The following is a 26317-nucleotide window of genomic DNA, read 5'->3' as shown; positions in this document are numbered from 1 at the left end:
CGCCTACCAGCGGAAGGTCCGCATGCGCATCGCGTGGCGCAGCCGGGCCGCCTTGGCGCGGCGCGGCTGGACCCGGTCGCGCAGGGCCCGGGCCTCGGCGAGCTCGCGCAGGAACCGGGCGCGCCGCCGTCGTCGCTCGGCCTCCGTCTCGGCCGGGCCGGGCGTTCCACGCGGCGACGGGTCGTCTCGGTACTCCTGCTCAGGCATCGGTTCACCACCCCAGTCCGTCCCTCCCACCTTCCCCGGACGGGCGGTTTGACGCCAGCGAACGAGTGACGGCAGGCCCCGCGGCTTGCCGTGCGCGGGGACAATGGGCCTCTTGGGCCCGGTTACTGTTGGGGACATGCGTCTCCACGTCGTCGACCACCCCCTGGTCGCCCACAAGCTCACCACGCTGCGCGACCAGCGCACCGACTCCGCGACCTTCCGCCGTCTGGCCGACGAGCTGGTCACCCTGCTCGCCTACGAGGCCACGCGTGACGTGCGCACCGAGCAGGTCGACATCCAGACGCCGGTGGCGCGCACCACGGGAGTGAAGCTGTCCCACCCGCGTCCGCTGGTGGTGCCGATCCTGCGGGCCGGCCTCGGCATGCTGGACGGCATGGTCCGGCTGCTGCCGACCGCCGAGGTGGGCTTCCTCGGCATGATCCGCAACGAGGAGACGCTGCAGGCCTCCACGTACACCACCCGGATGCCGGAGGACCTCTCCGGCCGTCAGGTGTACGTCCTGGACCCGATGCTCGCCACCGGCGGCACGCTGGTCGCGGCGATCCGGGAGCTGATCGAGCGCGGCGCGGACGACGTGACCGCCGTGGTGCTGCTGGCCGCGCCGGAGGGCGTCGAGGTCATGGAGCGCGATCTGGCCGGCACCCCGGTGACGGTCGTGACGGCGTCGGTCGACGAGCGCCTCGACGAGCAGGGCTACATCGTGCCGGGCCTGGGCGACGCCGGGGACCGGATGTACGGCGCGGCCGAATAGACCGGTCCGGCGGCGGGGCCGTCACCCGCCGCCGTTCAGCAATTCTTCTTCGTGGTGGGCGCCGGTTCGGGCTCGGTCAGTGCGGCCAGCGCCCGGTCGGCGTCCGCCTTCCGCGTCAGGCTCCGGAAATCGTCGCCGATGACGAGGTCGATCGCGTCCCCCTCGCGGGCGGCGTCGGTGCGCTGTTCGGCGCCGGCGAGCTGGGCGCCGAGCACCGGCAGCGAGGTGTCGAGGGCGGAGGCGGGCCCGAGCAGGACTCCGGTGCCCTCGACCTTCTTGTCGTACTCCTCGGGCGCGTTGGCGACCTCGCCGATCTTGAAGCCGCGCTTCTCCAGCTCGTCGGCGGTCTTCTGGGCGAGACCGCTGCGGGTCGTGGCGTTGAGGACGTTGACCGTGATCGTGCCGGGCTCGGGGAGGGCCCTCGGGGCGGCCGCGGGGGTCGCCCTGACGGCGCAGGCCGCCTTGGCCTTGCCGGTGGGGGCGGAGTCGCCGCCACCGGTGAACACGTCGATGAGCTGCAGCGTGCCCCAGCCGGCCCCACCGAGCACGGCGACCGAGGCGACGGCCAGGACGACGAGCCTGCCGTGTCGCCGGGGTCGGCGCATCCGCGGGTACTTGTCACCCGTGATCCGGTACTGGCCGCCCATGCCGGGAGGAGTGAGCATGCTCATGGGCGCAGCGTAGTGCGCCCGGGCAGCAATGCCTACCGGGTGATCATCCGACTGTGTGCAGTCTGACCCGAAAGGGGCAAACCGGCCGAGGCGGGGTGCCGGCGGGGTGCCGGAGCGGCGTCAGTCCACCTCGAGGACGCGGGCGTGCAGCACCTGCCGCTGCTGGAGCGCCGCCCGGACCGCGCGGTGCAGTCCGTCCTCCAGGTACAGGTCGCCCTGCCACTTCACGACGTGCGCGAAGAGGTCGCCGTAGAAGGTCGAGTCCTCGGCGAGGAGGGTCTCGAGGTCGAGCTGCTGCTTGGTCGTCACGAGCTGATCGAGGCGGACCGGGCGCGGCGCGACGTCCGCCCACTGCCGGGTGCTCTCCCGGCCGTGGTCGGGGTACGGCCGGCCGTTTCCGATGCGCTTGAAGATCACACGGAAAGCCTACCGGTCGAGACGTTCCGGGCGCAGCCATGGCGACGGAGTACGACGCCGAAAAAACCACCCGGAACCGGGAGGGACCGGAAATCGGCTCCCGGGCGGGCGGACGCGGGCCGCGCCGCCGCTCGGCTCGCGCGCCGGTGCCCCGGCGCGCGCACCCGCCGGTACGCGGCGGTGGCGTCCTCGGCCCCGTCACGGTGGACCCGAAGTCCTTCGCGCGCGGCGGTCCGAGGGCCGCGTCCTCCCGGTCCCGCCCCCGCCCCCTCGCGTCCGCGTCCTTCGCGTACGATTCCGCCACGATTGTTTGGTTAGGGGAGCCTAACCTAAAGGAATGGGGGCACAGTGGCCGGCGAGATCTTTCGGGACCCCTGGGGCATCCCCCATCTGCGCGCAGACAGCGCGGACGAACTCGCGCACGCCCAGGGCCGGGTCACCGCCCTCGACCGCGCCTGGCAGCTGGAGGTCGAACGGCACCGCGCGCAGGGCACCTCGGCGTCCTTCCTCGGCCCCGAGGCCCTGCCCTGGGACCGCTTCGTCCGCCGCGCCCGCCTGGCCGACACGGCCCGCCGCTGCTGGGCCGAACTGGAGCGGACGGACCCGGAGACGGCCGACTGGGTCCGGGCCTACACCGCGGGCGTGAACGAGGGGCTGGGCGCCGCCACCGCCCCCGAGTTCGCCCGCACGGGCCTCGCCCCCGGCCGCTGGGAGCCCTGGACCCCCCTCGGGATCTGGCTCGCCACCCACATCCTCTTCGCCGGCTTCCCCGCCAAGCTGTGGCGCGAGCACCTCGCCGCCCACCTCGGCGCCGACGCCGTCGGCCTGTTCGCCACCGACGGCCCCGGCACCTCGGGCAGCAACGGCTGGCTGGTCGCCGGGGAGCGCACGGTCACCGGGCAGGCGGTCATCGCCGGGGATCCGCACCGCTTCATCGAGGACCCCGGCGTCTACCAGCAGATCCGCCTGGCCTGCCCGGAGTTCGACGTGGTCGGCCTCGCCGTGCCCGGCGTGCCCGGCATCGCCCACTTCGGCCACACCGGCACGGTCGCCTGGGCCATCACCAACGCCATGGCCGACTACCAGGACCTCTACCGCGAGCGGCTGCGGCGCACCGACGGGGGAGGAGCCGGAAGCCCGGGGCAGGCAGTGGAGGCGCTCGGTCCGGACGGGGCGTGGCACCCGGCCGCCCGGCACACCGAGACCGTCGAGGTGGCCGGCGGGGAGCCGGTCGAGGTCGAGGTGATCGAGACCGACCGCGGCCCGGTCGTCATCGGCGGCCCCGAGGGCCTCGACGACGGCGTGCCCGCACCCGGCGGGCCTCCGCTCGCCGTCGCCCTGCGCCATCCGCCCCGGGTCACCGGCGACCTCGGCTTCGGCGCCCTGCTGCCGCTGCTGCGGGCCCGCCGGGTCGCCGACGTGGACCGGGCCGCCGACCGGTGGGCCGAGCCGGTCAACGTGCTCCTGGCCGCCGACACCGAGGGCGGCACGCTGCACCGGGTGGCCGGCCGGGTCCCGGTGCGCTCCGAGGCCAACCGGGTCCGCCTGGTGCCGGCCTGGGAGCCCGGCCACGAGTGGCGGGGCTGGCACGAGCCGCCGCGCGCCGGGCTGTCCGACGGGGTCGCCGTGATGGCGAACCAGCGCGGCCCCGCGGCCCCGCTCGGCGTCGAGTTCGCCCCGCCGCACCGCGCCGACCGCATCGCCGCGCTGCTGGCGGGCCGGGAGCGCTGGTCGGCCGCCGACATGCCCGCGATCCACACGGACACCCACCTCGCCTCCGCCGCCGCCCTGCTGGACCGCCTCGCCGCGCTGGACGGCACGGACCTGAGCGGACCGGCCGCCGCCCTGCGCGACCGCCTGCTGCGCTGGGACCGCCGCATGGACGCGGACAGCGCCGACGCGGCCGCCTTCGCGGCCGTGCGCGGCGCGGTCGTACGGCACCTCGCGGCGCACCCCGCGTTCGCCGCGACGGCCGTGCCGCCCGCGTACCCGGAGGTCTTCCGGCCCTGGCTCGCGCTGGTCCCGCGGATCGGGTACGCCCTCGAACACCTCCTCACCGCCGACGAGCTGTTCGGCGTCGACCGTCCGGCGGCCGTCCGCGCGGCCCTGGAGGAGGTGGCCGCCCGGCCGCCCGCCGGCACCTGGGGCGACACCCACCGCCTGGCGCCCTGGCGGGCCCTGCCCCCGACGACGCCGTACGAGGAGCCCGGCCTGTCCGGCGACCACGACTGCGTGCTGTGCACCTCGCCCGTGCCCGGCCTGACCGACCTCGCCGCGCGCGGCCCGGCCGCCCGGTACGTCTGGGACCTGGCCCGGCGCGAGGACAGCCGCTGGGTGGTGCCGTTCGGCGCCTCGGGCGTCCCCGGCTCGCCCCACCACCGCGACCAGCAGCCCCTGTGGCGCGCGGGGGACCTGGTCCCGGTCGTCACCGACTGGGACCGGCTGCACCGGGAGACCGGCGCACGACCTGCGAACGACTGAGGAACGACTGAGGAACGACCGACGAACGACTGACGAGGAGACCGATGTCCGACCCCTACGCCTCCCGCGCGGCCGTCCACGAGCAGGTGGTCGACGGCTTCGGAACCGTGCGCGTCCTGCCGCTGGACGCCCGGGCCGACGCCCCCCTGCTGCACCGCTGGGTGAACGCGGAGCGCGCCGTCTTCTGGGGCATGAACGGCCTCACCGAGGAGCAGGTCGCCGAGGTCTACGCCCACATGGACACGCTCGACACCCACCACGCCCACCTCGTCCTCAAGGACGGCGCGCCGGCCGCGCTGCTGCAGACCTACGAGCCGGCGGCCGACCGGGTCGCGGAGTGCTACCCCGTCGCGCCCGGCGACATCGGCATCCACCTGCTGGTCGCCCCCGCCGCGCCCGGCGCGGCCCGTTCCGGCTGGACCGCCGGGCTGCTGACCGCCGTCACCGGGTACGTCCTGCTGGGGCTGGACCGCGAGCGCGTGGTGGTCGACCCCGACGTGGCCAACGGGAAGGCGATCGCCCGTTTCCTGCGGCAGGGCTTCACCGCCGGTCCCGAGGTCGTGCTGCCGGAGGTCGACCTGCCCGACGTGTACCTCCCGCGGAAGAAGGCCCGGCTCGCCTTCCTCACCCGCGAGGTAGCCTTCGGCGGGTGACCCCCGACGATCTCGTCGCCCACTACGGACTGGAACCGATCCCCCGCGAGGGCGGGCGGTTCCGGCGGACCTGGGCGGGTCCCGAGCGGCCCGACGGCCGGCCCGAGGGCACCGCCGCCCTCGTCCTGCTCACCGACGCGCCGGACGACTTCTGCGCCCTGCACCGCCTGCCCGCCGACGAGGTCTGGCACTTCCACCTCGGCGACCCGCTCCGGCTGCTCCTCCTCGCCCCCGACGGCACCGCCCGCACCCCCGTGCTGGGCCCGGACGTCCTCGGCGGCCAGCACGTCCAGCTCGTCGTGCCCGCGGGCACCTGGATGGGGGCACGGGTGGCGGCGGGCGGGGCCTGGACGCTCTTCGGCTGCACCATGGCGCCCGGGTTCACCTACGAGGGCTACGAGCACGGGGACGCGGCGGAGCTGGCGGCGCGCTACCCGGACCAGGCGGAGCGGATCGTGGAACTGTGCCGCCCGTGAGCCCGCCGGGACTGCTGGAGGGGCAGGTCGCCCTGGTCACCGGCGCGGGCGGCGGCATCGGCCGGGGCATCGCCCTGCGGTTCGCCGAGGAGGGCGCCGCGGTCGCGCTGCACTGCCGTACGGCGGTGTCGTCCGCGCGCGAGCTCGCCGACCGCATCCGGGGATCGGGCGGCGAGGCCGTCGTCCTGCGCGCCGACCTGACCGACGAGGACGCCTGCCGCCGCCTGGTGGCGGAGGCGGCCCGGTGGGGCGGGGGCCGGCTGACCGCCCTGGTCAACTGCGCGGGGGTGCAGCCGGTCCAGGAGCTCGCCGGGATGACGGCGGCCGAGTGGCGGGCGGTCGTGGACACCAACACCACCGGCGTCTTCGCCTGCACCCGGGCGGCGGCGGAGCTCATGCGGCCGGCGGGCGGCGGTTCGGTCACCCACATCGCGTCCGTGGAGGCGCGCAGCCCGGCACCGGGCCACGCCCACTACTGCGCGTCCAAGGCGGCCGTGGTGATGCACGCCCGCGCGGCGGCCCTGGAGTACGGCCCGTGGGGGATCCGCGTCAACACGGTCTCGCCCGGCCTGATCGAACGGGAGGGGCTGGAGGACGCCTGGCCGGAGGGCGTGCGCCGGTGGCGGCGGGCGTCCGCGGTGGGCCGGCTCGGCCGTCCGGAGGACGTCGGCGACGCCTGCGTGTTCCTGGCCTCCCGGCTCGCGTCCTGGGTGACGGGCCACGACCTGGTGGTGGACGGAGGGGTCTCGGCCCGGCCGACCTGGTGAAACGGCGGGGGCGGGCCGCGCGGTGAACGCACCGCGCCTTCCGTCCGTACCCCACCGGAGCCGGATTGCCGGAAGGCGGGGTACGACGTGGAGCGACGGCGCAGCGGGGCGGCGACGGACGGTGAGCGACGGGGCGGGGCGACGGACGGCGGACGGGGCGGGGCGGCGGGCCGCGGAACCCGGCGGCTTCGGGGGCTGGTGCTGCTGGGAGCCGTGCTGGTCCTGCTCCTCCTCGGCGGCGCGGCCCCGGCGAGCGCCCACGCCGGCCTCCGCGGCGCCGACCCCGAGGACGGAAGCGTCCTCGAGTCCGCCCCCCGGTACGTCACCCTGACCTTCACGGAGTCCGTCGGCCTGCTCGAGGACTCCTTCCGCGTCTACAGCCCCGAGAACCGCCGGGTGAGCCTGGGCGAGCCGCAGCACGCGGACGGGGCCTCCGACACCGCCCGGATCGACCTGCCCGACGGGCTCGCCGAGGGCACCTACACGGTGGCCTGGCGGGTGATCTCCGCCGACAGCCACCCGGCCTCCGGTGCCTTCTCCTTCTCCATCGGCAAGCCCTCGCCCACCGCGCCCGCGGTGCCCGCGGAGCAGGTCGAGCACCCGGTCACCAAGAGCCTCTACGACACCGGCCGCCACCTCGCGTACATCGCCGCCGCCCTGCTCGTCGGCACGGCGGCGTTCGTGGCCCTGTGCCGTCCGCCGGACCCCGCCCCGCTGCGGACGCCGCTGCTCACCGGCTGGTGGACGCTGCTGACGGCCACGGTCGCCCTCCTCGTCCTGCGCGCCCCGTACGAGACCGGGACGGCACCGGCCACCGCCTTCGACGCCTCCGCCTTCGCCCGCACCCTCACCGGCCGTCCGGGGATCGCCCTGCTCACCCGGCTGGCGCTGCTCCTGCTGACGGCGGCGGTCCTCCTGTGGCTCTCCCGGCGCCCCGCGCCGGAACCGGACCGGACGCCCCGCGCGCACCTGGCGGCGGGCGCCGCCCTGTCCGTCGGCCTCGCCCTGACCTGGGCGGCGGCCGAGCACGCCTCCGCCGGGATCCAGGTCCCGCTGGCGATGACCTCCTCCGTCCTGCACCTGCTGGCGATGGCGTGCTGGCTCGGCGGCCTGACGGCCCTGCTCCTCACCCTGCGCCGCACGCGGACCCCGCCGCCCGTGGCCACGGTCACCCGCTTCTCCCGCCTGGCCTTCGCCTCGGTGACCGTCCTCGTCGTCACCGGCGTCTACCAGTCCTGGCGCGGCCTCGGCTCCTGGGCCGCGCTCACGGAGACGTCGTATGGCAGGACCCTGACCGTCAAACTCGTCGTGACGGCCCTCCTGCTGGCGGCGGCGGGACTGTCCCGCCACTGGACGGCACGGCTGGCGGCGGCGAAGGCACCGGTGGCGGTGGAGGAGCGGGTGCCGCAGTTGGTGGGAGCGGCGGGGGCGGGCCCGGAGACGAAGCCGGGGACCGGGGGCCCGGGGAACGAAGAGCCGGGGACCGGGAAGTCGCGGACCGAAGAGCCGGGGAGCGGGGAGCCGGAGGCGGGCCCCGGGGACCGGCCGCGCCCCCCGGCGGACGAGCCGGACCGCCACCGCCGGGCCCTGCGGCTGTCCGTGCTGGTCGAAGTGGCCGTGGGCATCGTGGTGCTGCTGGTCACGTCGGTGCTGACCGGCACCCTCCCGGCCCGCGCGGAGGCCGCGGCCGCCGAGACCGCCGGGACGGCCCCGGTGGCCGGGCTCCCCGGGGCGTCGACGGTCACGATCCCCTACGACGTCGGCACCCCCGGCGGCAAGGGCCGGGTGCAGATCACGCTGGACCCGGGCCGGGTGGGCGAGAACGGCGTCCAGGCGGTGGTCTTCGGCGCGGACGGCGGGCTGACTATCGTCCCGGAACTGAGGCTGTCCTTCACTCTCGCCGCGAAGGACATCGGGCCCGTCGACGCCCGGTTGACCGACCGGGGCGGCTACTGGGCCACCAGCGACCTCAACCTGCCCCTCGAGGGCACCTGGACGATGAAGGCGACGGTCAGGGTGACCGAGCTGGACCAGGTGAGCGCGTCACGGAAGGTGCGGATCGCTCGTTGACGCATCTCCCGTCGACGGGCCGTCCGTCGACGGGCCGTCCGCCCGCGGGGTCCGCCCGTCGGCGGAAAGCCCGAGCAGCCCGCTCATGAGTTCGGCGGCCCGCACGGAGGCGTCCCCGCAGCACGTGTTGAACAGCACGTGCACCTGCTCGACCCGGTCGGCCAGCCGGCGCAACCTCGGCACCCACGCCCCGAGTTCCTCCGCCCCGTACGCGTACCGGAACCGGTCCTCCTTGCTGCCCGTGCCCCAGGCGGCGCTGCGCCCGTGGAACCGCACCACGGACAGGCGGGGCGAGGTCACGGGCGTGACCGGCGGTACGGACGAGGGCAGCGACTGCACCATGTCGACGCCGACCGCGGCCATCGCGCACCGGGCGAGCAGCGCGGACGTGGCCTCGGCGCGCCCCGCCTCCCACCACGAGGGATGCCGGAACTCCACGGCGAGGGGCCACCCTTCGGCCCGCCGCGCACACTCCTCCACGAACGCCTCGGCCCCCGCCCCGGCCCGCAGCCACGGCGGGAACTGGAACAGCACGCTCCCCAGCCGCCCGCTCCGACGCAGCGGCCCGATCCCCTCGGCGAACCGCGCCCACACCTCGTCCAGCACCGCCGGGTCGCGCGCGTCGGGCGGCAGCCCGCCGGGCATCACCGCGCTCCGGGTGGGGTGCCCGGTCAGCAGGGAGAACGCCTTGACGTCGAACACGAACCCGTCGGGCGTCCGCTCCACCCACAGCCGGCTGTTCCGCTCGGAGGGCAGGGCGTAGTACGACGCGTCGACCTCGACGACGGGGAACCGCTGCGCGTAGTACCGCAGCCGTCCCTCGGCGTCCCGCCGCCCCGCCGGGTACCAGCCGCTGCCGACCAGCGCCCGGTCGGTCCAGGAACAGGTGCCCACCAGGATGTCGCCCATGGGGCCCGGTTACCCGCCGCGCCACCCCGCAGACACCGGCGGAGCCGGCCGGGCGGTCAGCCGAGGGACCGGAGGAGTTCGTCGCACGCCTGCTCGCACGAGCGGCAGGCCTCCGCGCACAGGCGGCAGTGCTCGTGCCGGTCGGCGTGGGCGGAGCACTCGTCCGCACAGGCCCGGCAGGCGGTGGCGCACGCGGTGAGGATCGCGCGGGTGACGTGGGCGTCGTAGCCGATGTGCCGGGACAGGACGGATGCGGTGGCGTTGCAGATGTCGGCGCAGTCCATGTCGGTGCGGATGCACTTGGTGAGCTCGCCGACCATGCTCTCGGACAGACAGGCGTCCGCGCACGCGGTGCACGCCTGGGCGCAGGCGACGCACTCCTCGATGCACCGGGTGAGTTTGTCGCGGTCCACCCGGCCCAGGTCGGCGGGGTAGGTCGCGAGCATGTCCTTGACGGTCGTCACGATCGGTCCTCCTCGGTCGTCGCCGGGGCGGTGCGGTCCGGGGTGGCCGCGTTCGGTCCGCCCCCGCCCCTGCCGGGTTGGCCCGGCCGGGGAACGCAAACGCGTCCGGGGTGCCCCGGACCCCTCCGGGGCACCCCGAACCCTTCCGCGGCGCCCCGGACGCGAGGACCGGTCCGGTGTTCAGTGGTGGGCGTGCACGACGGCGTGGCCCCGGCCGCGGCCGATCATCCACTTGTTGACCGGGGTGGTGATCAGGAAGGCGACCGCGAACCCGCCGAGCAGGGCCGACCAGAACAGCCCGTCGGACAGATGGGCGTCCATCGCGCCCGGGGTGAGGGCGACGATGCCGTTGTCGACGGCCTCCATCACCGCGATCGAGACGGTGTCGGCGGCCAGTGCCACCTTGATCGCGGACTTGAGGTCCAGGCCGGCCCGGACCACCGCGAACAGGGTGAACGAGTAGCCGAACAGGAACGCCAGCGCGATCGCCAGGACCATGGTGGGCAGGTTGCCCCAGCCCAGCGCCGTCCCGACGACCATGCCGAGGATCTCGCCGACGGCGCAGCCGGTCAGGCAGTGCAGGGTCGCCTTCACGGCCATGGCCCAGGAGGCCCCGGCGCGGGGGCCGTGGGCGCCATGGGCGGTGTGAGCGGTGTGGTCGGTGTGGGTGTCGTGGCGGGCTTCACCGCCCGCCAGGTCTCCGTGCCCGCCGTGGCTTCGGCGGGCGGCGTGGGCATGCGTGGTGTCGCCGTGCCGACCGGTGTGCTCCATGGCCTTCATCCCCTGTCCGTCCGGTGTCCCCCACAGGGCCCCACCTTCCCCACGGTATACCCCCTAGGGGTATGAGTCCAGGGGGTCGGTCCGGACCACGACCCGGGGTGCCCGTGGTCCGGGCGCACGGCCGACGAGGAGCGGGCGAAGGGCCCGTGCGCAGCGCGCTCGAACACGGGTGCCCGAGGGCCGCTATCTTTCGCTCCGGACGTCGGACACACGGAGCGGCATGCGACAGGCAGAGGAACGGGCCGGGGAGCCGTACGGGAGCGTCACGGCCCCCGCGGTCGACGACGAGGCCCCCGCGGACGCCGCTGGAGCCCCGGCGGACGCCGATGGGGTTTTGGCGGGCGGCTGGCCCCGGTACTGGCCCTTGCTGCTCCTCGGGGCGGCCGTGCTTCCCGGGACGATGCTCTTCGTCGTCGGCCGGTGGGGGGACGAGCCGGCCGTGCAGGCCTGGCGGACCGTCTGTCTCTCCATCACCGTGCAGGCGCTGCCGTTCCTGCTGCTCGGAACGGCCCTGTCCGGCGCGATCAACGCGTTCGTGCCGGCCCGGGTGTTCACCCGGGCGCTGCCCCGCAACCCCTCGCTCGCCGTCCCGGTCGCCGGGGCCGCCGGGGCCGTCCTGCCCGGCTGCGAGTGCGCCTCCGTGCCGGTCGCCAACAGCCTCATCGGCCGGGGCGTCACCCCGGCCGCCGCTTTCGCGTTCCTGCTGTCGGCCCCCGCCATCAACCCGGTGGTCCTGACCACCACGGCCATCGCCTTCCCCGGAAGCCCCGAGATGGTGCTGGCCCGGCTGCTCGCCTCGCTCGCCACCGCCAGTGCGATGGGCTGGCTGTGGCTCTGGCTGGGCCGCGAGAAGTGGCTGCGGCCGGCCGTACGGCACACCGGGCACCGGCCGGGGCGGAGCCGCTGGAGGGAGTTCCGGCTCGGTTTCCAGCACGACTTCCTGCACGCGGGCGGCTTCGTCATCGTCGGGGCCATGGCGGCGGCCACCTTCAACGTGGCCGTTCCCGACTCCGTGCTCGGCGTGTTCTCCGACTCGCCCTGGTTGTCGGTGCTCTTCCTGGCCGCGCTCGCCGTCCTCCTCTCGGTCTGCTCCGAGGCCGACGCGTTCCTCGCGGCCTCCCTCACCGGCTTCTCGCCCCTCGCGCGGCTGACGTTCATGGTGGTCGGACCGATGGTCGACCTGAAGCTGATCGCCCTTCAGGCGGGCACCTTCGGACGGGCCTTCGCGATCCGCTTCTCCGCCGCCACGGCGGTCGTCGCCGTCCTGTGCAGCGTGCTCATCGGAGGAACCCTGCTGTGAAGCGCCCCCTGCAGGCGGTCCTGCTCGTCCTCAGCGGCGTCGGCCTGCTGCACGCCTCGCTCCTCACCGACCTCTACCTGAGGTACGTCAACGACTGGATGCGTCCGCTGCTGATCGCGTCGGGGGCGGTGCTGCTCCTGCTCGGCACGGCGGAGGCCTGGTCGCTGCGGAGGCCGGGCAGGCGCCGGGAGACCGACGAGGACCACCGTCACGAGGACCGCCACGGCGACGGTCATGACGGTGACGGCCACGACCACTCCGGTGTGCCCGGTGTGGCCTGGCTGCTCTTCCTCCCCGCCCTGAGCCTGCTCTTCTACGCCCCGCCGTCCCTCGGCGCCTACACCGCCTCCCGCCAGGCCACCAAACCGGTCGTGCAGCAGGACGAGTTCGATCCCCTGCCCGCGACCTCACCGGTCCCGCTGACCCTCCGCGACTTCACCAGCCGCGTCCAGCAGGACCGCGAGCAGGCCATCAAGGGCCGCACCGTCCGGATGACCGGCTTCGTCACCCCCGGCGGGCGGGGCGAGGGCTGGTACCTGACCCGGCTCCTGATCAACTGCTGCGCGGCGGACGCCCAGTCGGTCAAGGTGCGGATCCACGGAGCCCCGGCCCCGCCCGCCGACACCTGGGTGACGGTCGAGGGCACCTGGCACGCGGGCGGAACCCTCGGTACGAGCTCCGCCCCGGTCGCGCTCGACGCCCGCACCGTCAGCGAGGTCGACCGGCCGGCGAACGCCTACACGGACGCCCTTCCGCTCTCCCCTCCCCGCTGACGGCCGGCAGTCACGGCTCGCCCGGCGGCGCGGAACCATCGCCGTCCGCCCGCCCGGCGCCGGTGGAGTGACGGGCCGAGGCGGGCGGCCTGGTCGAGCGCGTGCGTCCTGTTCATGGGCACCCCGGTGTTCGCCGTCGACCTGCCGGTCTCCTTCTCCGAGAACGCCCCTGGGACGACGACCGGCGAGCACGGCGGTGTCGGCACCGTCCCCGTGCAGGAGGTGAGGGAAGCCACACCCGCTCCCGGCTCGGGGGCGGGTGCTTCGAGGGGGACGGACAACGTCGAAGGGCCCCACCGCAAGCGGTGGGGCCCTTCGACATCGTGCCCGGTGAGGCACTGGCGGAGGATACGAGATTCGAACTCGTGAGGGGTTGCCCCCAACACGCTTTCCAAGCGTGCGCCCTAGGCCTCTAGGCGAATCCTCCGCCGGAAACATTACATGACCGAGAGGAGTGCTCGCGAACTCGTTCCCTCCCCGCGACATGAGGTAGCCTCTGCGTAGCCCCTCACGCGGCGCTATCTGACTGAACTCCCCCAGGGCCGGAAGGCAGCAAGGGTAGGTTGGCTCTGGCGGGTGCGTGGGGGGCGCTTGCGTGTGCGGACGCGGGCCCGGGGAGACCGGCCCGCGGGGGCGGGGCCGCGGACGGGACCGGATGTCGGCGGGCGCCTATAACCTCGTAGGCGTGTCGTCTCTCGCGCTGTACCGCCGCTATCGCCCGGAGTCGTTCGCCGAGGTCATCGGGCAGGAGCATGTCACCGACCCGTTGCAGCAGGCGCTGCGGAACAACCGGGTCAATCACGCGTACCTGTTCAGCGGCCCGCGCGGATGCGGCAAGACGACCAGTGCGCGGATCCTCGCGCGGTGCCTGAACTGTGAGGAAGGTCCCACGCCGACCCCGTGCGGCACCTGCCAGTCCTGTCAGGACCTCGCGCGCAACGGCCCCGGCTCGATCGACGTCATCGAGATCGACGCCGCTTCCCACGGTGGTGTGGACGACGCCCGGGACCTGCGCGAGAAGGCGTTCTTCGGGCCCGCCCAGAGCCGTTACAAGATCTACATCATCGACGAGGCCCACATGGTCACGTCGGCCGGCTTCAACGCGCTGCTCAAGGTCGTCGAGGAGCCCCCGGAGCACCTGAAGTTCATCTTCGCCACCACCGAGCCCGAGAAGGTCATCGGGACCATCCGGTCGCGCACCCACCACTACCCGTTCCGGCTGGTGCCGCCGGGCACCCTCCGGGACTACCTCGGCGAGGTGTGCGCGAAGGAGGACATCCCCGTCGAGGAGGGCGTGCTGCCGCTCGTCGTGCGGGCCGGCGCCGGATCCGTGCGGGACTCGATGTCCGTCATGGACCAGTTGCTCGCCGGCGCCGGGGCGGAGGGCGTGACGTACGCCATGGCCACCTCCCTGCTGGGGTACACGGACGGCTCGCTGCTCGACTCCGTGGTGGAGGCCTTCGCGACCGGTGACGGGGCCGCCGCCTTCGAGGTCGTCGACCGGGTGATCGAGGGCGGCAACGACCCGCGGCGGTTCGTCGCCGACCTGCTGGAGCGGCTGCGGGACCTGGTGATCCTCGCCGCCGTGCCGGACGCCGCGGAGAAGGGGCTCATCGACGCCCCCGCCGACGTCATCGAGCGGATGCTGGCCCAGGCCGGCACCTTCGGCGCCGCCGAGCTCAGCCGCGCCGCCGACCTCGTCAACGAGGGGCTCACCGAGATGCGCGGCGCCACCTCGCCCCGCCTCCAGCTCGAGCTGATCTGCGCCCGCGTGCTGCTGCCCGCCGCCTACGGCGACGAGCGCTCGGTCATGGCCCGCCTGGACCGGATCGAGCGCGGCGTGAACTTCTCGGCGGGCGGCGGCGCGGGCGCACCCGCCCTGGGATACGTGCCCGGACCGGACGTCCACGGCGCAGCGGCGGCCGGCCCGGCGCAGGGCCAGGCCCCGGTCCCGCCGGGCGGCGGCCCCGCCGCAGCCCGGGCCGCGGTGCGGGCTCCGGGGGGCGGTCCCGCCGCCGCGCCCGCTCCGGCCCCGCCCGCACCCGCTCCCACACCGGCTCCGGCGCAGGCTCCGCCGCCGGCTGCGCCGAGCGCCCCTGCCGCGCCCGCGCCCACGCCCGCTCCCGGGGCCTGGCCCACCGCCGCCTCCGTCGGCGGCGGGGGCCGTCGGCCCGGCGGCTGGCCCACGGCCGCCCCGGCGGGCGGCGGGCCGTCCCCGTCCCCGGTCGCGGCCGCGCCGAGCGCCCCCGCGCCCCAGGCGGCTCCCGCCCCGTCGGCCCCCGCCGCAGGCGGCGGGGGCCTCGACCCCCGCATGCTCTGGCCGAACATCCTGGAGGCGGTCAAGAACCGCCGCCGCTTCACCTGGATCCTGCTCAGCCAGAACGCCCAGGTGACCTCGTTCGACGGCACGACCCTCCAGCTCGGCTTCGTGAACGCGGGCGCCCGCGACAACTTCCTCAGCAGCGGCAGCGAGGACGTGCTGCGCCAGGCGCTGGCCGATCAGTTCAACGTCCAGTGGAAGATCGAGGCGATCGTCGACCCGTCCGGTGGCGGCGGCGCGGCGGCCCCCGCCCCGGCGGGCCCGGCCGGCGTCCGCCACGGCGGTGGGGGAGGCCACGGCGGGGGCGGCGGGTACGGCGGCACCGGAGCCGGGCCCGGCCGGCGGCCCGCCGCTCAGCCGCCCGCCCCGTCCCCCGCGGGTCCCGCGCAGGCGACCGGCGCCCCGACGGCACCCGCGTCCGCCCCGTCCGCCCCGGCACCCCGGCCGTCCGCCCCGGAACCGCCGCCCCCGGTCTCCCCCGAGGACGACATCCCCGAGGACGACGACCCCGACCTGGACGAGTCGGCCCTCTCCGGGCAGGAGCTGATCGTCCGGGAGCTCGGCGCGACGGTGGTCGAGGAGATCGCCAACGAGTAGGGCGGCCCACCGGCCCACCGGCCCACCGACCCGGCGACCTGTCGCCTCGCCGGCCCGGCGTGCCGTGCGCGCGTTTCTGGAGGAACCCACAAACCCGTGCCCCCCGTTCCTTCGGAAGCCCGCACAAGCGAATCCGCCGCCTCCCGTTAGGCTGACCCCGTGAAGGTCCTCGTCATCGGAAGCGGCGCCCGCGAACACGCCCTGTGCCGCTCCCTGTCCCTCGACCCCGACGTCACCGCGCTGCACTGCGCCCCCGGCAACGCCGGCATCGCCGAGGTCGCCGAGCTGCACCGGGTCGACGCCCTCGACGGTGCGGCCGTGTCCGCGCTGGCCGCGCGGCTCGGCGCGGACCTCGTGGTGATCGGCCCGGAGGCCCCCCTCGTCGCCGGTGTCGCCGACGCCGTGCGCGACGCGGGCATCGCGGTCTTCGGCCCCTCCGGGGAGGCCGCGCGGCTGGAGGGGTCCAAGGCCTTCGCCAAGGACGTCATGGCGGCGGCGGGCGTGCCCACGGCCCGGTCGTACGTCTGCACGACGCCCGAGGAGGCCGACGCGGCCCTCGACGCGTTCGGCGCCCCGTACGTCGTCAAGGACGACGGGCTCGCCGCCGGCAAGGGCGTCGTCGTCACCGCCGACATCGAGGCGGCCCGGGCGCACGCCGGTGTCTGCGAGCGCGTGGTCGTCGAGGAGTACCTCGACGGTGCCGAGGTCTCCCTCTTCGCGATCACCGACGGCGAGACGGTCCTGCCCCTCCAGCCCGCCCAGGACTTCAAGCGCGCGCTGGACGGCGACGAGGGCCCGAACACCGGCGGCATGGGGGCGTACTCCCCGCTGCCGTGGGCCGACCCGAAGCTGGTCGACGAGGTCGTGCAGACGGTGCTCCAGCCGACGGTCGACGAGATGCGGCGCCGCGGCACCCCGTTCTCCGGCCTGCTCTACGCCGGTCTGGCGATCACCTCGCGCGGGATCCGCGTGATCGAGTTCAACGCCCGGTTCGGCGACCCCGAGACGCAGGTGGTCCTGGCCCGCCTGAAGACCCCGCTGGCCGGCGTGCTGATGGCCGCCGCCACCGGGAACCTCGCCCATCTGGAGCCGCTGCGCTGGAGCGACGAGGCCGCGGTCACCGTGGTCGTCGCCTCGCACAACTACCCGGGCACCCCGCGCACCGGCGACCCGATCACCGGCCTCGACGAGGTCGCCGCGCAGGACGCGCCGCACGCGTACGTGCTGCACGCCGGGACGAGGAGCGAGGGCGGCGCGATCGTCAGCGCGGGCGGCCGCGTGCTGTCCGTCACGGCGACCGGCAAGGACCTCGCCGAGGCCCGCGACCGCGCCTACCGCTCGGTCGCCCGCATCGGCCTCGACGGCTCCCAGCACCGCACGGACATCGCGGCGAAGGCGGCGCAGGACGCCTGACCACGACGGGCGCCGCGCCCGGTCCGCCGCCGGCGCCGCCGAACCCCACGGGCCCCGGATCCGTCTCAGGATCCGGGGCCCGAACCTTGCCGTCGGTCGTCCACCTTTCCCCAAAGCCATTCCATCGAGTGAGCAATGAGCCATCCGGCTGACGAGGGCCGGACCCCCAACTAGGGTGCCGCGCATGTGTTCCGGCACTTGGCCCATCGGCATTGCGATGTCGGGGACGGGTGCCACAGTGGGGGAGTGAGCAACGCCAGGACAGCGTCAGGACCGCCGGGAGGGGGTGGGGTCGGGCCATGAGCGGAAGCGGAACGGGAACGGAGGCGGGCGCGCAGGCCGCGCGGTCGCGGGCGGTCGCCGTGCTGCGCGTCCGCAGCCAGGCACTGGCCGTCGCCGTACTGCCGGCCGCCGGCGCCGTGATCCTGCTCGCCGGCGGCCCCACCGGCCACCTCCCGGGCACCGTCTGGGACCTCGCCCGCTGGGTCCTCACGCCGCTCGCGGTGCTCGTCCTGCTCGCCGCCGCCGGTGTCGCCCTGGTCGTCGCCCGGGCCCGGCCCGCCGTGAGCCCGACGGTGCCGATCGCCGAGGCGGCGGCCCCGGAGCTGTACCGGATGGTGCGCGACCTCGCCGACCGCCTCGACGTCCCCGCCCCGTCCGCGATAGCGCTCACCCCGGACTGCGACAGCTGGCTCGAGGACCGCACCCATCCGGCCCACGGCCCGCCGCCCGCCGAGGAGCACGGCGTCACGGCGGCCGCGGGACGGCACCCGGACGGCGCCGCCACGCCCGTGCTGGTGATCGGCTCCCCGTTCCTGTGGTGGATGCGCGTGGGCGAGCTGCGCGCGGTCCTCGCCCCGGTCGTCGCCGGCACGGGGCCGTCGGCGCACCCGGACATAGCGGCCGCCCGGCGCTTCGTGCGGGGCCTGGACGCCGCGGTGGCCGTGGCCTCCGCGCCCCGCCGGGGGCCGGTGTTCCGGGCGGTGCTCGCGGGCGTCGGCTGGGCCGCCCGGGTGCTGCTGCGCGGCTGCCGGGGACACGCCGCCGAGATGGAGCGCTCGGTCGCCGCGGCGGCGGCCGAGCGCGCGCAGGCCGTGGACTACGGGCTGCGCATCGTCGCCCAGGAACAGGTGGGTCTGGCGTACGCCGGCTGGGACCGGCTGCTCACCCGGGTGGCGCTGCCCGCCTGGCGGATGGGCCGCTGGCCCTCGCGGCTCAACGCCGGAGTGGTGTCGGCGCTCACCGAGCTGTCCCGCCGGGACCGGCTGGCCGAGGGCTTCGCCTCCCGCCTCGGCGAGCGCCCCGCCTGCGACCTGCTCGAAGAGCCCGGCGCGGTGGACGAGGCCGCCTCCCTGCTGGCCGCCCGCCTCTTCCACGGCGGTCCCGCGGAGCCCGGCCCGAACTGGTCGCCGGTGCACTGGAGCGACTACCCGGAGGAGGTCGTGGACCGCAAGTGGCGCACCGACGCCGCCCGCCTCCACCGGGTCCTGGACGTCCTGCGCGTGCGCCCCGCCGCCGACGGCGCGGCACCGGTCTCCGACGGCCCGAGCCTCTCCCGCGTCCTCGACCACCTGACGAACCCGGACCCGGACCCGGCCGCCGAGCCGGTCCCGCCGACGGCGCCGACCCCGCCCGCCGGCCCCGGACCGGCCCCGGAGGACGAGGACCTGGCCGACACCACCGCCCGCAGCGCCGCCCTGGCCGCCCGGCTGAGCGCCGAACTGGCCCGGGAGGAGGCGGCGGCCTCCCCGCGCCCCGCCGCTCCCTCCACCGCCCCCGGGAACGCCGCCGCCCCGGCCGCCCACGACCCCGTCGCCCTCTGGGACGACCGGGCCCTTCCCCTCTTCCCCCTCCAGCCCCCGCGCACCGCCCGCGAACTTCTCGCCGACCACATCACCGCGATGGTCTGCTGCGCGGCGATGGACACCGCGGGCGCCGTCCCCGGCCTGGACTGGCTCGACGGCCCGGTCCTGCTCGTCGGCGGCGAGCGGGCCGCGGACCTGTCCCCCCAGGTCCTGGCCCTGATCGAGGACGGCGATCCCGCGGCCCTGCGGCTGTGGCTGGCCCGGCAGGGGATACGCCCGGAGAAGCCGGTACGGCTCGTCTGAGCGGACGTCCGCCCACCCGCGTGGAGCCCACCCTTCCGCTTTCGGTCAATTCGAAACGAACGGTGACGGAGTACGCGCCCAATGTGATGTGCTTGGACCGTTCGCGTTCCCTGGCAAGGGCGTGTGACATACGACAAGCACATGACTGTCGGCAGGCACCACCCGCCAGACGACGGCCGGACGGCACCACGCGCCACACCGCCACCGGGGCACGAGGGAGGGGAGCGGTCATGGGTTCGGAACGCATCCGCCGCTGGGAGTCGGGAGCACTGGCGCACGCCGTGAACGACCCCTTCGGGCAGGGCCCCCTTCCGTGGCTGCGCGGCAGCGAGACGTACTTCGACGACACCGGCCAGGTCGTCCCCTGGTACGTGGACCCGGAACCGCCCGCGCCCACCGCCCGCCTCCCGCGGCAGGGCACGCCCAGGGTCCCGGCCCCGCGCTCCTCCGGCGGCCCCCGCGCCTCCGACGACGTGCGCCGCCAGATCAAGGGCTTCGCCTCCACGGGCGGGGTCGCCCCCGGCGAGGCCATCGACTTCCACGTCACCGTCGACCCGCCCCAGGAGTTCGGCGTCGACGTCTACCGCATCGGCCACTACGGCGGCGACGGCGCCACCAAGATCACCTCAAGTCCCCGCCTCTCCGGCATCGTGCAGCCCCCGCCGCTCACCGCCGACCGCACCGTCTCCTGCCACCACTGGTGGCTGTCCTGGCGGCTGCCGATCCCGTCGTACTGGAGCGTCGGCGCGTACGTCGCCGTCCTCACCACGGCCGACGGCTACCGCTCGCACATCCCGTTCACGGTCCGCGACGACCGCCCCGCCGACCTGCTCCTGGTGCTGCCCGACGTCACCTGGCAGGCGTACAACCTCTACCCGGAGGACGGCCGCACCGGCGCCAGCCTCTACCACGCCTGGGACGAGGAGGGCCGCCTGCTCGGCGAGGCCGGCGCCGCCACCACCGTCTCCTTCGACCGCCCGTACGCGGGCGCCGGCCTCCCGCTGCACGTCGGTCACGCCTACGACGTGATCCGCTGGGCCGAGCGCTACGGCTACGACCTCGCCTACGCCGACGCCCGGGACCTGCACGCCGGCCGCGTCGACCCCACCCGCTACCGGGGCCTGATCTTCCCGGGCCACGACGAGTACTGGTCGCAGCCCATGCGCGGCGCCGTGGAACGCGCCCGCGACCACGGCACGTCCCTGGTCTTCCTCTCCGCCAACACCCTGTACTGGCAGGTCGAGCTGGCCCCCTCCCCGGCCGGCCCCGACCGCCTGCTGACCTGCCGCAAGCGCAAGGGCCCGGGCAAACCGGTGCTGTGGCGGGAGATCGACCGCGCCGAGCAGCAGCTGCTCGGCATCCAGTACGCCGGCCAGGTCCCCGAGCCGCACCCGCTGATCGTCCGCAACGCCGACCACTGGATGTGGGAGGCGACCGGCGCGCACGAGGGCGAGGCCCTCGAGGGGATGGTCGCGGGGGAGGCCGACCGCTACTTCCCGCGCACCCCGCTGCCCGAGCACGAGGAGCGCGTCCTGCTCGCGCACTCCCCGTACACCGACCGCGAGGGCGTCCGGCGGCACCAGGAGACGTCCCTCCACCGGGCCCCCTCCGGCGCCTGGGTGTTCGCCTCCGGCACCTTCGCCTGGTCCCCGGCCCTGGACCGACCCGGCCACGTCGACCCCCGGATCCAGCGCGCCACCGCCAACCTCCTCGACCGCATCTGCAAACGCGACTGATCCGCCGGGCGGCGCACCCCCGCGTCCCGCGCCCCGCACCGCCCCCTGGCCGAGACCGTTCGCCCCGTGCGGGAGAATCGACGCATTGGACAGAACCACGGGGAGGAACCGTGTCCGGATTCGTCGAAAAGCCCGAGCCGATCCAGGTTCCGGGCCTGGTGCACCTGCACACCGGAAAGGTGCGCGAGCTGTACCGGAACGAGGCGGGCGACCTCGTGATGGTCGCCAGCGACCGCATCTCCGCCTACGACTGGGTGCTGCCGACCGAGATCCCCGACAAGGGCCGCGTCCTCACCCAGCTCTCCCTGTGGTGGTTCGACCAGCTCGCCGACCTGCTCCCGCACCACGTCCTGAGCACCGAGGTCCCGGCCGGCGCCCCGGACGACTGGGCGGGCCGCACCCTGGTGTGCAAGTCCCTGAACATGGTCCCCGTGGAGTGCGTGGCCCGCGGCTACCTCACCGGCTCGGGCCTGGCCGAGTACAACGAGTCCCGCACGGTCTGCGGCCTCGCCCTCCCCGAGGGCCTGGTGGACGGCTCGGAGCTGCCCGCCCCGATCTTCACCCCGGCCACCAAGGCCGCCGTGGGCGAGCACGACGAGAACGTCTCCTACGAGGAGGTCGCCCGCCAGGTCGGCGCGGACACCGCGGCCCGACTGCGCCAGGCGACCCTGGCCGCCTACTCCCGCGCCCGCGACGTCGCCCGCGAGCGGGGGATCATCCTCGCGGACACCAAGTTCGAGTTCGGCTTCGACGGCGAGAGCCTGGTGATCGCGGACGAGGTGCTCACCCCGGACTCCTCCCGCTTCTGGCCGGCCGAGCAGTGGGAGCCGGGCCGCGCGCAGCCGTCGTACGACAAGCAGTACGTGCGGGACTGGCTGACGTCCGCCGAGTCCGGCTGGGACCGCAGGGGCGAGCAGCCCCCGCCGCCGCTGCCCCGGCAGGTCGTGGACGCGACCCGGGCCAAGTACGTGGAGGCCTACGAGCGGCTGACGGGCACCGCCTGGAGCTGAGCGCCCGGCGAAACGCGCCCGGCGAGGCGCGAACGCCGGACGAGGCGCGAACGCCCGACGGGCGGGAGCACACGCCGGGCCGGAGCACACGACGAAGGCCCCGGTCGATGACCGGGGCCTTCGGTTCCGAGCGGACGACGAGGCTCGAACTCGCGACCTCAACCTTGGCAAGGTTGCGCTCTACCAACTGAGCTACGTCCGCGTTGCGCCGTGGCGCGAGAGCAACTATACCCAACCCCGCTCCCGGGCGAGACGTACCGCCGTGTGCCGGTTCTCCGCCCCGAGCTTCGAGACGGCCGAGGAGAGGTAGTTCCGCACGGTGCCCTGGGACAGCGCGGCCCGCTCCGCGATCTCCGCCACGGGCGCCCCGTCCGCCGCGAGTTCCAGCACCTCGGCCTCGCGCGCGGTCAGCGGGGAGTCCCCGGCGGCGATCGCGTCGGCGGCCAACTCGGGGTCGACGTAGCGGTTTCCGGCGTGCACCGTGCGGATGATCTCCGCGAGGCGCTGCGCGCTGACGGTCTTGGGGACGAATCCGCGCACACCCGCGGCAAGCGCCCGCTTCAGGTGCCCCGGCCGCCCGTGACTGGTCACGATCAGCACCCGGCAGCCGGGCAGCTCCGCCCGCAGGGATGTGGCGACCTTCACACCGTCCGCGCCGGGCATCTGCAGATCCAGGACGGCCACGTCGGGCGCGTGCGCCCGCGCCATCGCCAGCGCCTCAGGCCCGGTCGCGGCCTCGGCGACGACCAGCAGGTCGTCCTCCAGCGACAGCAGCGTGGCGAGCGCCCCCCGGATCAGGTGTTCGTCGTCGGCCAGCAGCAGTCGTACGGGCCGGGGTGCCGTCATGGGGTGACCTCGCTCAGGGGAAGGGGGGTGTGCGCGGCCGGGGACGCCGCGGGGGGAGCCTCGCCGGAGTGCGCCGGCAGCGGGACCTCGGCGGTCAGCAGGAACAGCCCGTCCCCGGTGGGCCCGGCCCGCAGCGTCCCCCCGATCTCCGCCAGCCGCTCGCGCAGCCCGACGAGTCCGGACCCCCGGCCCGGCCCCTCGGTCTGCGGCACCCCGTCGTTCTCCACCGTCAGCACCACACGGCCCTCCCCTCTCCGCAGTTCCACCGCGCAGCACCGCGCGTCCCCGTGCCGCAGGACGTTCGTGGCCGCCTCCCGCACCACCCACCCGAGCGCGGACTGCACCGGCGCGGGCAGTCCCGTCGCCGGGCCGGTGACCGTGCAGTCGATGCCAGCGGCGGTCAGCACACCCTGCGCGCCCGCGAGTTCGCCGGCGAGGTCGGCCTCGCGGTAGCCGCGCACCACCTCGCGCACCTCGCGCTGCGCCTCGTGCGCCAGCCGCTGCACCTCGACCATCTGCACCACGGCCTCCGGCCGTCCCCGCTGGGCGAGCTGGACGGCCAGCTCGCTCTTCAGCGCGATCACGGTGAGGTTGCGGCCCATCACGTCGTGCAGGTCCCGCCCGAACCTGAGCCGTTCCTCCGCGACGGCGAGCCGGGTGCGGGTCTCCCGCGCCTCGTCGAGCTCGTAGACGGCGTTGAGCAGCCAGACGGAGAACACGGAGGTGAAGGCGAGGAAGCCGCCGCCCAGCAGGACCGCCGCCGCGACGGCCAGGGCGGTCGGGCCGGATGCCCCGAAGGGGAAGGACACCAGCCCCGCGCCCGCCGCGAAGCCCACCACGGAGGCGAACACCCGCCGCCGGCTGCGCACGCCGAGCGCGATGTTCCCGAGGCCGAAGACCAGGACGATCCCGAAGATCCCGCCGGCCGTGCTGCCGGTGTCCTCGTCCGCCGGGCGGTGCTCGGAGACCGCGACGACCGTGACGGCGACCACCGCGGTGAGGGCGCCGAGCACCCACAGCAGTCTCAGCGGCTGGTCCCGCCGCCCCCGCAGCCAGTCCAGGGCCCGTGAGGCGGTCACGGCGCAGACCGCGCTGTGCGCGGCCACCAGGAGCAGGAGCAGGGCCGCGAGGGCCGGCCCGAGCCGCCCGATCCGTCCGGCCACCGGCAGGCCGGCCATCGCGCATTCGAACAGCGCGAAGAAGTGGTACGACCACCGCGTGTACGTCTCGACCTTCGCCGGGGTGCTCTTGCGCCCCCACCAGCCACCCGGCCTGCGCATGGTCCGCCCTCCCCGCTCCCGCCTCCGTCAGTGCCGCGGCTCCCAGCGGAACCACCGTCGTACAGCAAACACCGCGAACGCGGTCCAGGCCACCGCCGTGACCAGGGCGGTCAGCGTCTCGGACGCCGACAGGCCGCCGGTGAAGCCGCCGCGCACCAGGGTCATGACGGGGGTGAGCGGCAGCAGTTCGCAGAAGGAGGCGAGCCGGTCGGGGAACAGTTCCAGGGGGAACATCATCCCGGAGCCCATCATGGAGACCAGCATCAGCGGCATCGGGGTGACCTGGGCGCTCTCGGTGGTCCGGGTGAAGCTCGCGGTGACGGCGGCGAGCGCCGCGCACATCACCAGCCCCAACAGCAGCCCCAGCACCGCCAGGTGGATGGCCGAGGGGGCCGCCATGTCCAGCAGCACCATGCAGCCGGCGGCCAGCAGCAGCGACTGCGCGAGCCCCGTGGCGGCGGCCGGCAGGGCCGACCCGGCCAGGATCTCGGCGTCCCTCAGCTCGCCGGTGCGCAGCCGCTTGAGGACGAGTTCCTCGCGCCGGGCGACGAAGGCGCCGACGAGGGCCGAGTAGACGGCGAACAGCAGCGAGAAGCCGATCGCGGCGGGCAGCACGACGGCGCCGACGGTCAGCCCGGCCCCGGCGAGGTCCATCTCCTCGGCCGTCGCCGCCACGCTCACCGGCAGGACCAGGGGGACGAACAGCGCGGCGACGAGCGTCCCCTTGCTCCGTCCGAACAGCGTCAGTTCGGCGCGGGCGAGGGCGGCCATCCGGCTCATCGGTGTGGTGACGGTCGGGGTCGTGCCGCTCATGCCGCGTACTCCTGCTTCGTCTGCTTCGTCCGCGGCGTCCCCGTCTGCGCGGACGCCTCCTTCGCTATCCCCAGGAACGCCTCCTCCAGGGACGCCGACCGCACGTCCAGGCGGCGCAGCTCCACTCCGGCCGTCTCGGCCCACACCAGCAGCCTGGTGGCCGCCCGCTGCAGCTCACGGGTCTGCAGCCGGACCAGCCGTCCGTCCGCCCCGTGCCCGCACACGCCCAGTTCGTCGAGCGGGGGCAGGTCGCCGAGGAAGTAGCCCTCGGGCAGTTCGAAGGTGATCCGGGACGGCTGCGCGGCCGTCACCTCGGCCGGGGTGCCGGTGGCGGCGATGCGTCCCTCGTGCAGGATCGCCAGCCGGTCGGAGAGGTTCTCGGCCTCTTCCAGGTAGTGGGTGGTCAGCAGCACCGTCGTGCCGCCGTCGCGCAGCGCGCTCACCAACTCCCAGGTGTCCCGGCGTCCTTCGGCGTCGAGTCCGGTGGTGGGCTCGTCCAGGAAGAGCACCTCGGGGTCGCCGAGCAGGGCGAGGGCCAGGTCCAGCCGCCGCCGTTCGCCCCCGGAGAGCTGCTTCACCCGCACGTCGGTCTTCTTCTCCAGCCCGACCCGCGCCAGCGCCTCCCGCGGCGGGCGCGCCCCGGTGACGCATCCGGCCCACATCCGCGCGGTCTCCGCGACGGTCAGCTCGGAGGGGAAACCGCCCTCCTGGAGCATCACGCCGGTGCGGGGGCGCACGGCGGCCCGCTCGGTGTAGGGGTCGTGCCCGAGCACGCGCACCCGGCCGCCGGCCGGCGCGGCGAGGCCCTCCAGCAGCTCGACCGTCGACGTCTTGCCGGCGCCGTTGGTGCCCAGCAGCGCGAAGATCTCCCCGCGGCGCACGGAGAAGTCGATCCCGCGCACCGCCTCGAACCCGTCCCCGTACACGCGTCGCAGGCCAGTGACCTCTATCACGTGCTCGTGCCCATGTGCTTGCATGATCCAATCATCGTCGAGCCGTGAAGGGGGCGGCAGTGCGGGCTGTCATCACCGGGCATGACAAATGTCAGACGGCCGGGAGCGCACGCACGAGAAGGCCCCGGTCCGATGGACCGGGGCCTTCTTCCCGAGCGGACGACGAGGCTCGAACTCGCGACCTCAACCTTGGCAAGGTTGCGCTCTACCAACTGAGCTACGTCCGCATGGCTCCCGACCGGCTTTCACCGATCGGTGCACGCACCAGCCTACCTGATCCTCCCCCGAGCTCTCGACAGTGCTCGATCGGGAGGCATCCCGCAAGGGGACGGTACGGCCGTGTAGAGCGGGTGACAGGAATTGCACACTGCGCCTTCCCCCTGGAAGGGGGATGTTCTACTACTGAACTACACCCGCATGTACTCCGTGGGCCGGGCCTTCCGGCCTTGCCCCGCGGCGTGCTCCAGACTCTAGCTGATCACCTGGGGTGGTGCGCAAGTC

Annotated in this window: 23 protein-coding genes, 4 tRNA genes and 1 other RNA gene; 14 read left to right on the top strand and 14 right to left on the bottom strand. The window is 75.0% G+C overall.

The genetic code is table 11. The features are described from left to right. Window positions 1-3: 3 nt before the first annotated feature. The gene (locus CP969_RS19255; RefSeq protein WP_016825551.1) at window positions 4-207 is read right to left on the bottom strand and encodes a hypothetical protein; all 204 of its coding nucleotides are present in this window, start codon (window positions 205-207) and stop codon (window positions 4-6) included. Window positions 208-343: 136 nt separating this feature from the next. Here CP969_RS19255 and upp point away from each other — a divergent pair, with 136 nt between their 5' ends. Beyond that, window positions 344-979, top strand: a complete 636-nt coding sequence (gene upp, locus CP969_RS19250; RefSeq protein ID WP_004986233.1) for a uracil phosphoribosyltransferase — start codon at window positions 344-346, stop codon at window positions 977-979. Between the two features lie 35 nt (window positions 980-1014). On the opposite strand, the gene CP969_RS19245 is transcribed toward upp, so the two are convergent. Together CP969_RS19245 and CP969_RS19240 are read right to left on the bottom strand one after the other, a co-directional pair. Beyond that, window positions 1015-1626, bottom strand: a complete 612-nt coding sequence (locus CP969_RS19245; protein WP_004986235.1) for a LytR C-terminal domain-containing protein — start codon at window positions 1624-1626, stop codon at window positions 1015-1017. Between the two features lie 144 nt (window positions 1627-1770). Continuing rightward, on the bottom strand, window positions 1771-2067 hold the full coding sequence (locus tag CP969_RS19240) for a type II toxin-antitoxin system VapB family antitoxin (RefSeq protein ID WP_004986236.1): 297 nt from the start codon (window positions 2065-2067) through the stop codon (window positions 1771-1773). 348 nt (window positions 2068-2415) lie between these two features. On the opposite strand from CP969_RS19240, the gene CP969_RS19235 reads away from it, so the two are divergent. The 5 genes from CP969_RS19235 (at window position 2416) to CP969_RS19215 (ending at window position 8514) form a co-directional block, all read left to right on the top strand. Then, window positions 2416-4548: a penicillin acylase family protein gene (locus tag CP969_RS19235; protein WP_016825552.1), complete on the top strand. Its 2133-nt coding sequence runs from the start codon at window positions 2416-2418 to the stop codon at window positions 4546-4548. 44 nt (window positions 4549-4592) lie between these two features. Beyond that, a complete protein-coding gene (locus CP969_RS19230) occupies window positions 4593-5201 on the top strand; it encodes a GNAT family N-acetyltransferase (RefSeq protein ID WP_004986238.1) in 609 nt (202 codons plus the stop codon). After that, window positions 5198-5677 carry a cupin domain-containing protein gene (locus CP969_RS19225; protein ID WP_004986241.1) on the top strand — a complete coding sequence of 160 codons (480 nt, stop codon included), beginning with the start codon at window positions 5198-5200 and terminating at the stop codon, window positions 5675-5677. The genes CP969_RS19230 and CP969_RS19225 overlap by 4 nt, the downstream gene beginning before the upstream one ends. After that, window positions 5674-6444 carry an SDR family NAD(P)-dependent oxidoreductase gene (locus CP969_RS19220; protein ID WP_399474515.1) on the top strand — a complete coding sequence of 257 codons (771 nt, stop codon included), beginning with the start codon at window positions 5674-5676 and terminating at the stop codon, window positions 6442-6444. Before CP969_RS19225 ends, CP969_RS19220 begins: the two co-directional genes overlap by 4 nt. Before the next feature lie 198 nt (window positions 6445-6642). After that, entirely contained in the window at window positions 6643-8514 is a 1872-nt protein-coding gene (locus CP969_RS19215; RefSeq protein WP_016825553.1) for a copper resistance CopC/CopD family protein, read from the top strand. Here the strand turns inward: CP969_RS19215 and CP969_RS19210 are convergent. The 3 genes from CP969_RS19210 to CP969_RS19200 form a co-directional block, all read right to left on the bottom strand. Further along, window positions 8488-9423 carry a DUF72 domain-containing protein gene (locus CP969_RS19210; protein WP_016825554.1) on the bottom strand — a complete coding sequence of 312 codons (936 nt, stop codon included), beginning with the start codon at window positions 9421-9423 and terminating at the stop codon, window positions 8488-8490. The two genes, CP969_RS19215 and CP969_RS19210, sit on opposite strands and share 27 nt — an antisense overlap. Window positions 9424-9479: 56 nt before the next feature. Continuing rightward, window positions 9480-9890 carry a four-helix bundle copper-binding protein gene (locus CP969_RS19205; RefSeq protein WP_026085055.1) on the bottom strand — a complete coding sequence of 137 codons (411 nt, stop codon included), beginning with the start codon at window positions 9888-9890 and terminating at the stop codon, window positions 9480-9482. Between the two features lie 177 nt (window positions 9891-10067). After that, window positions 10068-10667 (bottom strand): DUF4396 domain-containing protein, encoded by a 600-nt coding sequence (locus CP969_RS19200; RefSeq protein ID WP_016825556.1) that lies wholly within the window; start codon window positions 10665-10667, stop codon window positions 10068-10070. Between the two features lie 220 nt (window positions 10668-10887). Between CP969_RS19200 and CP969_RS19195 the strand changes: the two genes are divergently transcribed. Both CP969_RS19195 and CP969_RS19190 read left to right on the top strand, forming a co-directional pair. Then, complete coding sequence (locus tag CP969_RS19195) at window positions 10888-11967, top strand: permease (protein WP_016825557.1); 1080 nt, start codon at window positions 10888-10890, stop codon at window positions 11965-11967. Continuing rightward, entirely contained in the window at window positions 11964-12740 is a 777-nt protein-coding gene (locus CP969_RS19190) for a TIGR03943 family putative permease subunit (protein ID WP_016825558.1), read from the top strand. The genes CP969_RS19195 and CP969_RS19190 overlap by 4 nt, the downstream gene beginning before the upstream one ends. A gap of 339 nt (window positions 12741-13079) precedes the next feature. Here the strand turns inward: CP969_RS19190 and CP969_RS19185 are convergent. After that, window positions 13080-13167 (bottom strand) — tRNA-Ser (locus tag CP969_RS19185). A gap of 72 nt (window positions 13168-13239) precedes the next feature. Between CP969_RS19185 and ffs the strand changes: the two genes are divergently transcribed. The 6 genes from ffs to CP969_RS19155 all read left to right on the top strand — a co-directional run bounded on the left by ffs (window position 13240) and on the right by CP969_RS19155 (window position 21924). Beyond that, an RNA gene (gene ffs, locus CP969_RS19180) (signal recognition particle sRNA small type) lies at window positions 13240-13338 on the top strand. Between the two features lie 87 nt (window positions 13339-13425). Continuing rightward, the gene (locus tag CP969_RS19175) at window positions 13426-15657 is read left to right on the top strand and encodes a DNA polymerase III subunit gamma and tau (RefSeq protein WP_150474947.1); all 2232 of its coding nucleotides are present in this window, start codon (window positions 13426-13428) and stop codon (window positions 15655-15657) included. Between the two features lie 159 nt (window positions 15658-15816). After that, on the top strand, window positions 15817-17070 hold the full coding sequence (gene purD, locus CP969_RS19170; RefSeq protein ID WP_016825563.1) for a phosphoribosylamine--glycine ligase: 1254 nt from the start codon (window positions 15817-15819) through the stop codon (window positions 17068-17070). Window positions 17071-17369: 299 nt separating this feature from the next. Continuing rightward, window positions 17370-19178 carry a M48 family metalloprotease gene (locus CP969_RS19165; RefSeq protein ID WP_016825564.1) on the top strand — a complete coding sequence of 603 codons (1809 nt, stop codon included), beginning with the start codon at window positions 17370-17372 and terminating at the stop codon, window positions 19176-19178. Window positions 19179-19408: 230 nt separating this feature from the next. Next, the gene (locus tag CP969_RS19160; RefSeq protein ID WP_004986268.1) at window positions 19409-20914 is read left to right on the top strand and encodes a N,N-dimethylformamidase beta subunit family domain-containing protein; all 1506 of its coding nucleotides are present in this window, start codon (window positions 19409-19411) and stop codon (window positions 20912-20914) included. A gap of 110 nt (window positions 20915-21024) precedes the next feature. Continuing rightward, a complete protein-coding gene (locus tag CP969_RS19155; protein WP_016825565.1) occupies window positions 21025-21924 on the top strand; it encodes a phosphoribosylaminoimidazolesuccinocarboxamide synthase in 900 nt (299 codons plus the stop codon). Window positions 21925-22053: 129 nt separating this feature from the next. On the opposite strand, the gene CP969_RS19150 is transcribed toward CP969_RS19155, so the two are convergent. The 7 genes from CP969_RS19150 to CP969_RS19120 form a co-directional block, all read right to left on the bottom strand. After that, window positions 22054-22126, bottom strand: a tRNA-Gly gene (locus CP969_RS19150). Between the two features lie 23 nt (window positions 22127-22149). After that, entirely contained in the window at window positions 22150-22770 is a 621-nt protein-coding gene (locus CP969_RS19145) for a response regulator transcription factor (RefSeq protein WP_004986271.1), read from the bottom strand. Beyond that, entirely contained in the window at window positions 22767-24050 is a 1284-nt protein-coding gene (locus CP969_RS19140) for a sensor histidine kinase (RefSeq protein WP_016825566.1), read from the bottom strand. Before CP969_RS19140 ends, CP969_RS19145 begins: the two co-directional genes overlap by 4 nt. Window positions 24051-24077: 27 nt before the next feature. Beyond that, entirely contained in the window at window positions 24078-24863 is a 786-nt protein-coding gene (locus tag CP969_RS19135) for an ABC transporter permease (RefSeq protein ID WP_004986275.1), read from the bottom strand. Further along, window positions 24860-25840, bottom strand: a complete 981-nt coding sequence (locus CP969_RS19130) for an ABC transporter ATP-binding protein (RefSeq protein WP_026085056.1) — start codon at window positions 25838-25840, stop codon at window positions 24860-24862. The genes CP969_RS19135 and CP969_RS19130 overlap by 4 nt, the downstream gene beginning before the upstream one ends. Window positions 25841-25970: 130 nt before the next feature. After that, a tRNA-Gly gene (locus CP969_RS19125) sits at window positions 25971-26043 on the bottom strand. Window positions 26044-26161: 118 nt separating this feature from the next. Beyond that, a tRNA-Gly gene (locus tag CP969_RS19120) sits at window positions 26162-26233 on the bottom strand. Window positions 26234-26317: the final 84 nt, after the last annotated feature.

It is taken from the genome of Streptomyces viridosporus T7A (assembly GCF_008704515.1).
Lineage (GTDB): Bacteria > Actinomycetota > Actinomycetes > Streptomycetales > Streptomycetaceae > Streptomyces > Streptomyces viridosporus.
The sequence above is the reverse complement of the archived record's forward strand: the minus strand, read 5'-3'. Positions and strand labels throughout refer to the sequence as shown.